The sequence below is a fragment of the Nonomuraea sp. MG754425 genome (assembly GCF_021699195.1).
Lineage (GTDB): Bacteria > Actinomycetota > Actinomycetes > Streptosporangiales > Streptosporangiaceae > Nonomuraea.
In genome coordinates, this window is the sequence record NZ_SSXE01000063.1 from 33,879 (window position 1) to 46,483 (window position 12,605).

10 protein-coding genes and 1 pseudogene are annotated in these 12,605 nt (G+C 69.9%); 7 read left to right on the plus strand and 4 right to left on the minus strand.

Annotated features, from left to right (window positions below):
- Positions 1–266: 266 nt before the first annotated feature.
- The 6 genes and pseudogenes from dnaK (at position 267) to FAF44_RS22340 (ending at position 7,785) form a co-directional block, all read left to right on the plus strand.
- A complete protein-coding gene (dnaK, locus tag FAF44_RS22315) occupies positions 267–2,138 on the plus strand; it encodes a molecular chaperone DnaK (RefSeq protein ID WP_237105168.1) in 1,872 nt (623 codons plus the stop codon).
- Complete coding sequence (grpE, locus tag FAF44_RS22320) at positions 2,138–2,749, plus strand: nucleotide exchange factor GrpE (RefSeq protein WP_237105169.1); 612 nt, start codon at positions 2,138–2,140, stop codon at positions 2,747–2,749. The genes dnaK and grpE overlap by 1 nt, the downstream gene beginning before the upstream one ends.
- A 22-nt stretch (positions 2,750–2,771) precedes the next feature.
- Positions 2,772–3,953, plus strand: a complete 1,182-nt coding sequence (gene dnaJ, locus FAF44_RS22325; protein WP_237105170.1) for a molecular chaperone DnaJ — start codon at positions 2,772–2,774, stop codon at positions 3,951–3,953.
- Positions 3,954–3,956: 3 nt separating this feature from the next.
- Positions 3,957–4,238, plus strand: a pseudogene (locus FAF44_RS22330) (helix-turn-helix transcriptional regulator); the annotation flags it as partial.
- Between the two features lie 76 nt (positions 4,239–4,314).
- A complete protein-coding gene (gene clpB / locus FAF44_RS22335) occupies positions 4,315–6,888 on the plus strand; it encodes an ATP-dependent chaperone ClpB (RefSeq protein ID WP_237105171.1) in 2,574 nt (857 codons plus the stop codon).
- A gap of 213 nt (positions 6,889–7,101) precedes the next feature.
- Entirely contained in the window at positions 7,102–7,785 is a 684-nt protein-coding gene (locus FAF44_RS22340) for a hypothetical protein (RefSeq protein WP_237105172.1), read from the plus strand.
- Positions 7,786–7,884: 99 nt separating this feature from the next.
- Here FAF44_RS22340 and FAF44_RS22345 read toward each other — a convergent pair whose 3' ends face one another.
- Entirely contained in the window at positions 7,885–8,415 is a 531-nt protein-coding gene (locus FAF44_RS22345) for a tetratricopeptide repeat protein (RefSeq protein WP_237105173.1), read from the minus strand.
- A 173-nt stretch (positions 8,416–8,588) separates the two neighbouring features.
- Between FAF44_RS22345 and FAF44_RS22350 the strand changes: the two genes are divergently transcribed.
- Positions 8,589–8,918 carry a hypothetical protein gene (locus FAF44_RS22350; protein WP_237105174.1) on the plus strand — a complete coding sequence of 110 codons (330 nt, stop codon included), beginning with the start codon at positions 8,589–8,591 and terminating at the stop codon, positions 8,916–8,918.
- 7 nt (positions 8,919–8,925) lie between these two features.
- Here the strand turns inward: FAF44_RS22350 and FAF44_RS22355 are convergent, their stop codons facing one another.
- From FAF44_RS22355 to FAF44_RS22365, 3 genes are read right to left on the minus strand one after another with little or no spacing between them, the layout of a single operon-like run.
- On the minus strand, positions 8,926–9,582 hold the full coding sequence (locus FAF44_RS22355) for a TetR/AcrR family transcriptional regulator (protein ID WP_237105175.1): 657 nt from the start codon (positions 9,580–9,582) through the stop codon (positions 8,926–8,928).
- A gap of 4 nt (positions 9,583–9,586) precedes the next feature.
- Positions 9,587–11,305, minus strand: coding sequence for an SDR family oxidoreductase (locus FAF44_RS22360; RefSeq protein WP_237105176.1), 1,719 nt, complete (start codon positions 11,303–11,305; stop codon positions 9,587–9,589).
- 42 nt (positions 11,306–11,347) lie between these two features.
- Positions 11,348–12,427 (minus strand): CapA family protein, encoded by a 1,080-nt coding sequence (locus tag FAF44_RS22365; protein WP_237105177.1) that lies wholly within the window; start codon positions 12,425–12,427, stop codon positions 11,348–11,350.
- Positions 12,428–12,605 lie beyond the last annotated feature (178 nt).

Sequence of the window (12,605 nt, forward strand, 5' to 3'; positions counted from 1 at the left end):
TGGCGATCCCGTAGAGCCAGGGCCGCGCGGCCCCCACCGAGGGGTCGTAGCCCCCGCCGACCGGCGGCCGACAGATCGGGAGGAACCCCTAACCGCTCAGGGCCGTTACGCGTGTTGTGCACTGTCACGCCCGTTCTTGCCCGTTCTGCGGGAATGCTTTCGCGCTCATCGAGGTTGAGTCGGGTAGGCTCAAGTCGTTTGACAAAGACGACACGCATCCATAGGTTGAGTCCAACAGACTCAACTTTGACTACAAGGACGTACTCATGGCACGTGCGGTAGGTATCGACCTTGGGACGACCAACTCCGTCGTCTCGATCCTCGAGGGCGGTGAGCCCACCGTCATCGCCAACGCGCAGGGCTCGCGGACCACGCCGTCCGTGGTCGCCTTCGCGAAGAACGGCGAGGTCCTCGTCGGTGAGGTGGCCAAGCGGCAGGCCGTCACCAATGTGGACCGCACGATTCGCTCGGTCAAGCGGGAGATGGGCACCAACTGGTCCCAGGAGATCGACGGGAAGAAGTTCTCCCCCCAGCAGATCAGCGCCTTCGTCCTGCAGAAGCTCAAGCAGGACGCCGAGGCCTACCTGGGCGAGAAGATCACCGACGCGGTGGTCACCGTCCCGGCCTACTTCAACGACGCCCAGCGCCAGGCCACCAAGGAGGCCGGCACGGTCGCGGGCCTGAACGTGCTGCGCATCATCAACGAGCCCACCGCGGCGGCCCTCGCCTACGGGCTCGACAAGGAGCAGGACCAGACGATCCTGGTCTTCGACCTCGGCGGCGGCACCTTCGACGTGTCCCTGCTCGACGTCGGCCAGGAGGACGGCCACGGCTTCGTCGAGGTCAAGGCCACCTCCGGTGACAACCACCTGGGCGGCGACGACTGGGACCAGCGCGTCGTCGACGAGCTCGTCAAGCGCTTCCAGAACGCGCACGGCGTCGACCTCGCCAAGGACAAGATGGCGCTCCAGCGCCTGCGCGAGGCGGCCGAGAAGGCCAAGATCGAGCTGTCCAGCCAGTCCGAGACCAACATCAACCTGCCCTACATCACGGCCTCCTCCGAGGGCCCCCTGCACCTCGACGAGAAGCTGACGCGCTCGGAGTTCCAGCGCCTGACGGCCGACCTGCTCGAGCGGACCAAGGGCCCGTTCAACCAGGTCATCAAGGACGCCGGCATCAAGGTCGCCGACATCGCCCACGTGGTGCTCGTCGGTGGCTCGACCCGCATGCCCGCCGTGTCCGAGCTGGTCAAGGAGCTGACCGGCGGCAAGGAGCCCAACAAGGGCGTCAACCCCGACGAGGTCGTCGCCATCGGCGCGGCCCTGCAGGCCGGTGTGCTCAAGGGCGAGGTCAAGGACGTCCTGCTGCTCGACGTGACCCCGCTGTCGCTGGGCATCGAGACCAAGGGCGGCATCTTCACCAAGATCATCGAGCGCAACACCACGATCCCGACCAAGCGCTCCGAGGTCTTCACCACGGCCGAGGACAACCAGCCGTCGGTGCAGATCCAGGTCTACCAGGGTGAGCGCGAGATCGCCTCCTACAACAAGAAGCTGGCGACCTTCGAGCTGACCGGCATCGCGCCGGCCCCGCGCGGCATCCCGCAGATCGAGGTCACCTTCGACATCGACGCCAACGGCATCGTCAACGTCTCCGCCAAGGACCTGGGCACGGGCAAGGAGCAGACGATGACGATCACCGGCGGCTCCGCGCTGCCGAAGGACGACATCGCGCGCATGATGCGCGAGGCCGAGTCGTACGCCGAGGACGACAAGAAGCGCCGCGAGGAGGCCGAGGTCCGCAACAACGCGGACGGTCTGGCCTACCAGACGGAGAAGTTCCTCCGCGAGAACGACGACAAGGTCCCGACCGACATCAAGACCGAGGTCAACGACGCGCTGGCCGAGCTGAAGAAGGCTCTGGAGGGCACCGACACCGACGTCATCCGCACGTCGGCGGAGAAGCTCGCCACCGTCAGCCAGAAGATGGGCTCGGCCATCTACGCCGCCACCCAGGGCCAGCAGCCCGGCGGCGAGGGCGCCCCGCAGGACGCCACGGCCGGCCAGGAGCAGAAGGCCGACGACGACGTGGTCGAGGCCGAGATCGTCGACGACGACCAGCCGAAGAAGGACAAGTGATGCCGCCGCGTGACAACGGGCAAGAGGAGCCGGTGATCCGCGACAACCGCAAGATCGACCCGGAGACGGGTCAGGTCAGGGAGTCCGTCCCCGCCGACCAGACGGCTGAGCAGCCCGCCGCGCAGGCGACGCCGCAGGCCGCCGCCGGCAACGGCGAGCTGGAGATCCAGCTCGCCGAGCGGACCGCGGACCTCCAGCGCCTCCAGGCCGAATACGTCAACTACCGCCGGCGGGTCGAGCGCGACCGCGCCGCGGTGCGCGAGCAGGCCGTCGCCGGGGCGCTCACGGAGCTCCTTCCCGTGCTCGACGACATCGGCAGGGCCCGCGACCACGGTGAGCTGACCGGCGGCTTCGCGAAGGTGGCGGAGTCGCTGGAGTCGGCGCTCACCAAGCTGGGCCTCAGCGCCTTCGGGCAGAAGGGCGAGCCGTTCGACCCGACCGTCCACGAGGCGCTGATGCACAGCTATTCGTCGGACGTGAGCGAGCCAACGGCCGTCGAAGTGTTGCAGCCTGGATACCGGATGGGTGACAGGGTGCTGCGCCCGGCGCGGGTGGCCGTCGCCGAGCCCGGCGACCTTCCGGTCGCCTCCGATGACGAAGTCGACAACTGACCCGAAGGACGAAGGGCCGTAGATGAGCACCAAGGACTACCTGGAAAAGGACTACTACGCCGTCCTTGGTGTGCCCAAGACCGCCACCGCCGACGAGATCAAGAAGGCCTACCGGAAGCTGGCCAGGCAGTACCACCCCGACACCAACCAGGGCGACGCCTCCAAGGAGACCAAGTTCAAGGAGGTCTCCGAGGCGTACGACGTCCTGTCCGACAGCAAGCGGCGCAAGGAGTACGACGACGCGCGCGCGCTGTTCGGGTCGGGGATGGCCGGCCAGCGGCCCGGCGGTGGCGGATTCCCGTTCGACTTCGGCGACCTGTTCGGCGGCACCAGCCAGCCCGGTCAGAGCGGGAGTGCTGGTGAGCGGCTCGGCGACCTGTTCGGCGGGCTGTTCAACCGGGGTGGCGGCGGCACCGGCCGCACCACCACCACGACCCGTCCGCGGCGCGGCCAGGACATCGAGTCCGAGGTGACGCTGACGTTCACCGAAGCGGTCGAGGGCACCACCGTGTCACTCAGGCTGACCAGCTCCGCCGCCTGCACCGCGTGCAGCGGCACCGGCGCCAAGGCGGGCACGACCCCCAGGGTCTGTCCCACCTGCGAGGGCACCGGCGCGGCCAGCCGCAACCTGGGCAACTTCGCCTTCTCCGAGCCGTGCCGCGACTGCAAGGGCCGCGGGCTGCTCGTGGACGACCCCTGCCCCGTGTGCGAGGGCAGCGGCCGGGCCAAGAGCACCCGCAACATCCAGGCGCGCATTCCCGCGGGGGTGGCCGACGGCCAGCGGGTCAAGCTCAAGGGCAAGGGGGCGCCCGGCGAGAACGGCGGCCCGGCGGGCGATCTCTACATCCACACCCACGTCAAGCCGCACGCCGTGTTCGGCCGGGCGGGTGAGAACCTGACGATCTCGGTTCCGGTGACGTTCACGGAGGCCGCTCTGGGGGCCGAGATCAAGGTGCCGATCCTCAAGGGCATGCCGGTCACGCTGCGCATTCCCGCGGGCACGCCCAACGGGCGCACGTTCCGCGTGCGCGGCAGGGGCGTCACCCGGAAAGACGGCACCAAGGGCGACCTGCTCGCCAGCGTCGAGGTGGTCGTCCCGAAGACTCTCGACGACAAGTCGCGTGAGCTGCTCAACGAGTTCAACACCGCGCACGCGGCCGAGGACCCACGTGCGGAGCTCATTCAGCGAGCCAGAAGCGAGTAGCCGATGGACGCCAACTATTTCGACCTCTCGGACGACACCCCTGTCTATGTGATCTCGGTGGCCGCGCAGCTTTCGGGGCTCCACCCGCAGACGCTGCGCCAGTACGACCGGCTCGGCCTGGTCAGTCCTGGCCGCACTGCGGGGCGCGGCCGCCTCTACTCCACGAGAGACATCATCCAGCTCCGCGAGGTCCAGCGGCTCTCCCAGGAAGAGGGCATCAACCTCGCGGGCATCAAGCGGATCCTCGAACTCGAGAACGAAGCTCTGCGGCTGCGTGAGGAGGTTCACCGCCTGCGGGCCGAGATGCGCATGGTCAGAGCCTTGATCCGCTACGAGCTGCCACCGGGGGCCTAGGAACGACATGGACTACAAGCTCACCCAGAAGAGTCAGGAAGCGCTCTCGGGTGCCATGCGGCGTGCCGCCGCGGAGGGCAACCCGGAGATCTCCCCGGCACACCTGCTGACCACGCTGCTCTCCCAGACGGGCGGCACCGCCGTGCCGCTGCTCGAAGCCGTCGGCGCCGACTGGCGCACGCTGCGGGCGCGTACGGAGGAGCAGCTCGCGACGTTGCCGAAGGCGCAGGGTTCGACGGTGGGGGCGCCGTCGAGCTCCCGTCAGCTCCTGACGGTGCTGAACACCGCCGCCCAGCACGCCAACCGGCTCGAAGACCTCTACGTCTCCACCGAGCACCTGCTGGTCGGCCTGGCCGCCGACGGGGGGCAGGCGGCCGAACTGCTCAGGTCGCAGGGCGCCACGCCGCAGGCTCTGCTCGACGCGTTCGAGAAGGTGCGCGGCAACGCCCGCGTCACCAGCGAGACCCCCGAGGACACCTACCAGGCGCTGGAGAAGTACGGCGTCGACCTGACCGAGCGGGCCCGCGGCGGCAAGCTCGACCCGGTGATCGGCCGCGACTCCGAGATCCGCCGTGTCGTCCAGGTCCTGAGCCGCCGCACCAAGAACAACCCGGTGCTCATCGGCGAGCCCGGCGTCGGCAAGACCGCGGTCGTCGAGGGCCTGGCCCAGCGCATCGTGGCCGGCGACGTGCCGGAGTCGCTGCGCAACAAGCGGCTGATCTCGCTCGACCTGGGCGCGATGGTGGCCGGGGCGAAGTACCGCGGCGAGTTCGAGGAGCGGCTCAAGGCCGTGCTCGCCGAGATCAAGGGCAGCGACGGGCAGATCGTGACCTTCATCGACGAGCTGCACACCGTCGTCGGCGCGGGGGCCGCCGAGGGCGCGATGGACGCCGGCAACATGCTCAAGCCCATGCTGGCCCGCGGCGAGCTGCGCATGATCGGCGCGACCACGCTCGACGAGTACCGCGAGCGCATCGAGAAGGACCCGGCGCTGGAGCGCCGCTTCCAGCAGGTCTACGTGGGCGAGCCCACGGTCGAGGACACGATCGCGATCCTGCGCGGGCTCAAGGGCCGCTACGAGGCCCACCACCAGGTGCAGATCGCCGACGGCGCGCTGGTGGCCGCCGCCGCGCTGTCCGACCGCTACATCACCAACCGCTTCCTGCCTGACAAGGCCATCGACCTGGTGGACGAGGCCGCCTCCCGGCTGCGCATGGAGATCGACTCCCGTCCCGTGGAGATCGACCAGCTCCAGCGCAACGTCGACCGGATGAAGATGGAGGAGCTGGCGCTGTCGAAGGAGACCGACGAGGCCTCCGTCCAGCGCCTCGAACGGCTCCGCCAGGAGCTGGCCGACCGCCAGGAGGAGCTCAACGCCCTCGTCGGCCGCTGGGAGCATGAGAAGGCCGGGCTCAACAAGGTCGGCGAGCTGAAGAAGCAGCTCGACGAGGCGCGTGGCGCGGCCGAGCGGGCCCAGCGCGACGGCGACTTCGAGGCCGCCTCCCGCCTGATGTACGCCGAGGTGCCCCGGCTGGAGCAGGCGCTGAAGGTCGCCTCCGAGGCGGCGCCGCCCGACAACGCCATGGTCAAGGAGGAGGTCGGGGCCGACGACATCGCCGAGGTGATCTCGTCCTGGACCGGCATCCCCGCGGGGCGGCTGCTGGAGGCCGAGACGGCCAAGCTGCTGCGCATGGAGGACGAGCTGGGCACCCGGCTCATCGGGCAGCGGCAGGCCGTCCAGGCGGTCTCCGACGCCGTACGGCGCAGCAGGGCCGGCATCGCCGACCCCGACCGGCCGACGGGCTCGTTCCTGTTCCTCGGGCCCACCGGCGTGGGCAAGACCGAGCTGGCCAAGGCGCTGGCGGAGTTCCTGTTCGACGACGAGCGGGCGATGACCCGCATCGACATGAGCGAGTACTCCGAGAAGCACAGCGTGGCCAGGCTCGTCGGGGCGCCTCCCGGCTACGTCGGCTACGAGGAGGGCGGCCAGCTCACCGAGGCCGTCAGGCGGCGGCCGTACACGGTGGTGCTGCTCGACGAGGTCGAGAAGGCCCACCCCGAGGTGTTCGACATCCTGCTGCAGGTGCTCGACGACGGGCGGCTGACCGACGGCCAGGGCCGTACGGTCGATTTCCGCAACACGATCCTGATCCTGACCTCCAACATCGGCTCGCAGTTCCTCGTCGATCCCAAGCTGGAGAACGGCGCCAAGCGCGAGGCCGTCATGGGGGCGGTGCGCAGCGCGTTCAAGCCGGAGTTCCTGAACCGGCTCGACGACGTGATCCTCTTCGACGCGCTCGGCTCGGAGGAGCTGGCGCGGATCGTCGATCTGCAGGTCGATCGCCTGGCCCGGCGGCTGGCCGACCGCAGGCTGACCCTGGAGGTCACCCCTGCGGCCCGCGAGTGGCTGGCGCTGACCGGCTACGACCCGATGTACGGCGCCCGCCCGCTGCGCCGCCTGGTGCAGTCGGCCATCGGCGACAAGCTGGCCAAGGCGGTGCTGTCCGGCGAGATCGCCGACGGCGACAAGGTCGTGGTCGAGTTGGGCGACGACGAGCTGCTCATCCAGCGAGCGGCCTGACGGCGGGCGGCTTCCTGAGCCCGGGGATCCAGGCGATCCCCGGGCTCCGGCATGTCATGGCAAGGTCATCGGCCCGGCCGCTCGTTAAAGGTTCGCCCCGTTGTGCGGACAAGCCGCCCTCCCCCGGCCCGATCGGCGGATACGTTCGGCGTTCGTCAGATCACCAGACATCGATCAGGGGGACGTGCAGTGTCATTCCAGAAGATCCGGAGCGTGATCGCGGTAGCCGCTCTGTCCGCTGGTGTGAGCTGGCTGTTCGCGGGCCCCTCCGCAGCCGGGACGACCTGTGCCGACACCGGGTCCGCGCTGCTGTCGCCCACCTCGATCGCCTCGTACTGCGACGGGCACGCCAGGCTGCGCCTCGACGACGGCGGCTCCGGCGGCAGCCGCATGATCGTCTCCGAGAGCAACCGGCTGGCCCTGGCGGCCGGTGCGCTGGCCAGGCAGCTCGGCCTGACCGGGCTGGCCTCGGGCAGGGACGCGCTGGGCATGGCGGACATGGGCGGCGTGGCTGCCACCTGGGGCATGCCCTCGCTGGCCTCGGCCTCGCCGGCGTTGTTCCCCATGGTGCCGGGCCCGATCGGGATGGCGGACCTGTCCACCATGGCGGGCATGCCGGGACTGCCCACGCTGCCCGAGATGCCGCGGACGCCGTTGGAGGACAGGCTGCCGGAGGAGATGACGGTCGGCCAGGGCCCTTACCACAACCGCGTCTCGGGCAACGGGATCCAGTCGCCGCTGGACCTGGACAAGCGGGTGCGCCAGGTCGGCGGGGAGGTCGTCGAGGTGCTGCTGCCGAAGGCGATGGAGAGCGTCGAGGGCGCCTCGATGCTGCCGGGCGGCGAGCCCGCGGTGGCCGGCTTCACCGGTCTCACCCACGGCCTCGGACTACGCTGACCCCGCACGACAGCCGGCCCGCACGGTGTCCGGGCATGGGTCGGTGAGCCCTGCCGGATCCGGCCAGCCGGGCTCAGCTCACGCGCGGACGTCCCGGTCTCAGGAGACGAGCTCGTCGAGCTCGTCCTCGGGGAGCCCGAGATCGACCCTGATGCGGTAGCGGGTGCGCAGCAGCGCCACCTGCTCCGGGTCGTTCTCGTCACACCGAAGGACGGCCTGGGTGGCCCATTCGAGCCCCCCTTGCAGGTCGCCGTAGGCGACCAGTGTCTCGGCGATCGTGTGAGCAGTCGCCGTTGAGACGTTTCCCTCCGCGCGTATCGTCTCGATGAGCTCCCTTGCCTCGTCCGGCCTGTCGAGTTCGAAGAGCGTGTCGGCGATGCCGGCACGCGGGTCGAACCCGGCCTCTCCGCCGTCCTCGACCGCGCGCTGGAAACACTCCATCGCGCGTGCCGGCTGCCCCGCCGCCCGCCATTCCTCGGCGGCGAGAACGAGTATGGAAGCCCTGGACACGTCGCCTGACGAGTAGTCGAGCGCGACGTCATAGAGCCGACCGGCCAAGGAGCCGTGGTCGTCGGCCAACAGGGCCTGCTCGAGAAGACGATCAAGGTGCTCACGGGTCACATGCGCCACACCGCGAGACTACCGAGCCGCTCGGCCCTTTGCCCGGTCAATCCACATCGCCGGTCCGGCGCAAATTCGGTAACGTCTCGTCAAATTCTGCTCACAGTACGCGTTTTCTCGCAGGTCAAGGGGCATATAAGGGTCACTTTGCCGCCTTGCGAGCGAAGGGGACTGTGATGGGTATGTCCAAGCAGCTGACCTTCACGCTGGCTTGTGCTGTCGTGTTGTCGGCTCTTCTGCCCGGCGTCGCCGGCTATTTGTCGGCCCGCCTGGAGGCCGTCGAGGCCGCCGAGCGCAACCTTCAGGCGCTGGAGGCCCGGCTGAGCCTGCGCGAGGCCAGAGACGCGCGCCCGGTCTCCTTCCCCGCCCCGTGCATACGCACCCCGGCCGGGCCGCGCCTGAACCAGGCGCCCGTGACCGCGCTCGGGGAGCACGACAAGCGCTGGCAGCGCGACTCGACCGGCGGGGCCGCCGGCCCGATCAAGGCACTCGAGGAGACCGGCGAGCACTGACCCGCCGTCAGCGGGAGGGCCAGTCCCTGAGCTGCCGGGTCAGAAATCCTCTGATCAGGTGCTTGGCCGCGTCGATCATCTCGGGCGCGCCGTCGGGGTCGTGGCGGAAGGCCAGCTTCAGCACGGCGTCGCCGGCCTCGACCGCCACGAGCATGGCCAGGTCGAACTCCGGGCTGTCGGCCAGCCCGAACTCCTTCAGGAACAGCCCGCGCAGCCGGCCCGCGATCACGGTGTTGTTGTCGGAGTCGGAGTCGAGCAGGTTGAGATCGACGGCGTCCCCGAAGTGCAGGCTCTTGAACCCGGCGACCGTCCTGTGCATGTCCACGTAGATGTCGATGATCACGTCGACGGCTTCCCACCAGCCGCGATAGTCCTCCTCCAGGAACCTGCGATCGACCCTGCGGACGAACTCCTCGACGTTGCGCCGGGTGAGCTCCTGGGTGATGGCCCGTTTGTCGGGGAAGAACTGGTAGACGGACCCGATCGCCACGCCCGCCCGCTCGGCTATGCGGGTGGTGGACAGCGACTCGTATCCGCTCTCGTCGAGCAGTTCGGCACACGCGTCGAGCATGCGCTCGACCCGCCGGGCACTGCGGCGCTGTGCGGGCTGCCGCCTGAGGGCTTTGGGCTGGACGCACTCGTCATCAATTTGCGGCGAAGACACGGATTCATCTTCTCCCGTATGGACGATCCTTACCCGCCAATTTGCTCAATCGAGCCAGTCCGCGCATCGCCCCGGGCGAAATCCGGGACAACGCGTAGCCGATTTTACCCTCGAAGTTCACGGGGACGACGGCCTGGTTTCTGTGCACGGCGCGCAGAATGTGCGCGGCCACGCGCTCGGGCGGGTACCCGCGCCGGGCGAGCCCCCGCACGGCCCATTCACGCATTCCCGTGCCGCCGGCGTACGTGGCGTTGCCCGCGATGTCCGTGGACACGAATCCCGGGCAGATGGTGCTGACCCCGATGCCGTGACCGGCGAGTTCGGCCCTGAGACAGTCGCTGAGCATCTTCACGGCCGCCTTCGAGGTCGAGTAGGCCGGCAGCAGCCGCGACGGCGCGAACGCCGCCAGCGAGGCGACGTTGACGATGTGGCCGCCCTCGCCGCGCTCGGCCATGGCCGCCCCGAAGAGCCGGCACCCGTGCACGACGCCCCAGAGATTGACATCGAGGGTCCGGCGCCAGTCATCGACGGTGTGATCGAGGAACGCCCCCGCCACGGCGATCCCGGCATTGTTGACCACCACATCCGGCACGCCATATTCGGCAATGATATTCCGCGAAAAGTCCTCCATCTGATTGGCATTCGCCACATCCACCCGCACGCCGTACGCGGTGATGCGAAAGTCTTTCGCGATTTCCTCGGACACCTGCTTCGCCGCGTCGATGTCGATGTCCGCGCAGACCACCTCGGCCCCGTGCGCCGCGAACGCCCGCGCGGTCGCCCGCCCGATGCCGGAGCCCGCGCCGGTCACCACCACCAGCCGCCCGCCGAAGCCCCCGCGGGCGCGGGCCCGCGCGCGGCGCAACCCGCGTCCGGCGGGACCGCCCTCGGCGTGCTCGACGAACTCGGCGACCATCTCGGCGACGGCCTCGGGCCGGCTCCGGTGCGCCCAGTGCCCGGCCGCGATCCTGCGATGCCACGACCGGGGCGCCCACTCCGCCACCGCGGCCGACAGCGCCGGCGTGACGTAGGCGTCCCTGGTGGCCTCGATGATCTGCAGCGGGACGTCGGGAACGCGTGGATCGAGCGCCGCGCCCGGCATGTTGCCCCGGTAGAGGGCCAGCCCGTTGAGCCCGTCCCTGGTCAGGGTGTCGGCGGGATGGCCCGGCCGCGGCGTGGCGCCCTCGCGGCGCAGGGCGGCCGAGACCACCGCGGGCAGCACCGACCGCCAGGCCGCCTCCGGCAGCACTGGGAGCCGGAACGCCCCGATGTACCAGGACCTGATCCGCTGGGCCGCGACGTCACGCCGCCGGCCGCGCCGCATGAAGTCCGCCGCCTGCCGCAGCCCGGGTCCGCCCAGGCTGGTGAACGAGGCCAGCCGGTCGCGGATCTCCGGCCGGCCGAGCGCCTCCCACCCCTGCAGCGAGCCCCAGTCGTGCCCGACGAGGTGCACCTTCGCGAGGCCGAGGGCGTCCAGCACGGCGCCGAGGTCGCCGATCAGCCGGTCGAAGCCGTAGTCACGCCGGTTCGCGGGCGCGCCGGACGCCCCGGCCCCGCGCACGTCGTAGCGCACCACGTGGAAGCGGTCGCGCAGCAGCGCGGCCACCTCGTCCCAGACGCGGTGCGTGTCGGGGTAGCCGTGCAGGAGCAGGACGGCGGGATCGGCCGGATCGCCCTCCTCGAAGACCGCCAGCCGCACGTCACCGGACTCGACCATCCGCATCGCGACCTCCTATTGGACGAACTGTCCAGTAGAATAGATGGATCAGGGCTGGGCGGCCAGCCCCGCGCAGGAGCGCAGTTCCTTCCAGTCGGCCACGGCCTGGGTGCGGGCCGGCCCCGTCATCGGTATCGGGATACCCCCTTGGATGGTGGCCGGAGTCCAGGCGTCCTTCAAGATCTTGCGGCCGTTGATGGTCAGCGTCAGCACGCCGGTCCTGCCGGTGGTCGCCGGGTTGGAGTTGTAGAAGACGAAGTTGCCCATGCCGTAGTTGACGTAGGCGTCGTCGAGGTAGCCCGAGCCGAGCAGGACGTGCGCGTGGCCGCCGACGACCACGTCCGCCCCCGCCTTGACCAGCTTGGGGGCCAGCGAGAGCTGGGCCTCGTTGGGGCACTTCTGCATCTCGGTGCCCCAGTGCAGGTGGACGATCACGGTGTCGGAGTTCCTGCGGGCCTGGCGCACCGCGCGCAGCAGGGCCGTCTCGTTCTTCGCCGAGGCCAGGCCGCCCTTGCCGGACGTGGCCGTCCACGCCTGGATGAACTCCGCGTCCAGCACCTGCGTGGCCCCGATGATCGCCACCCGGTTGCCGTTGACCGTCTTGCGGAAGGGCCGGTACGCCTGCGCCGCGTCCGCCCCGATGCCCACCACGGGGAGCTTGCCGCGCTTGATCGCCGCCAGCGAGTCGGCCAGACCGCTGTCCATGTAGTCCATGCCGTGGTTGTTGGCCATGGAGGCGACGTCCACCCCGGCCGCTCTGAGCGCGGTCAGCGCGCTGGCCGGCGCCCGGAACGTGTACTGCTTGCCCGGGGCCGGCGTCCCGGCCGTGGTGATGGCCGTCTCCAGGTTCACCATCGCCAGGTCGGCCTTGCGCAGCACGCCCGCGATCGGCCCGAGCGCCGTGCGCGGATCGTCCAGCCTCGGCCGCAGGATGCCCTCGAAGTGCACGTCCCCGCCGAAGGCGATGGTGAACGGCCTGCGCTGCGGGGTCGGCTTGGCCGTCGGCGTCGGCGAGACGACCTCCCGGTCCACCGGCTTGCTCTGCGGTTGCCGCTCGGGCTCCGCCGGGGAGCACGCGGCGGCCAGGACGACGGCAGCGATCACCGGGAGGGCGCGGGGGAATCTCATCTGCTGCCACTTCCACTCGATACCTGACTTACAGGGATCGAGCATGCCATGCAGGGCGGATTACCGCGCAGGCCCCCCAATGACTATCAAATCGGACATCGGTTGCCGAGGCTTGTCAGAGATCGGGGTGTAGCAGGAAGACCGCGACCGAGCGGGCACGCGGTGAGCGGGGGGGGTG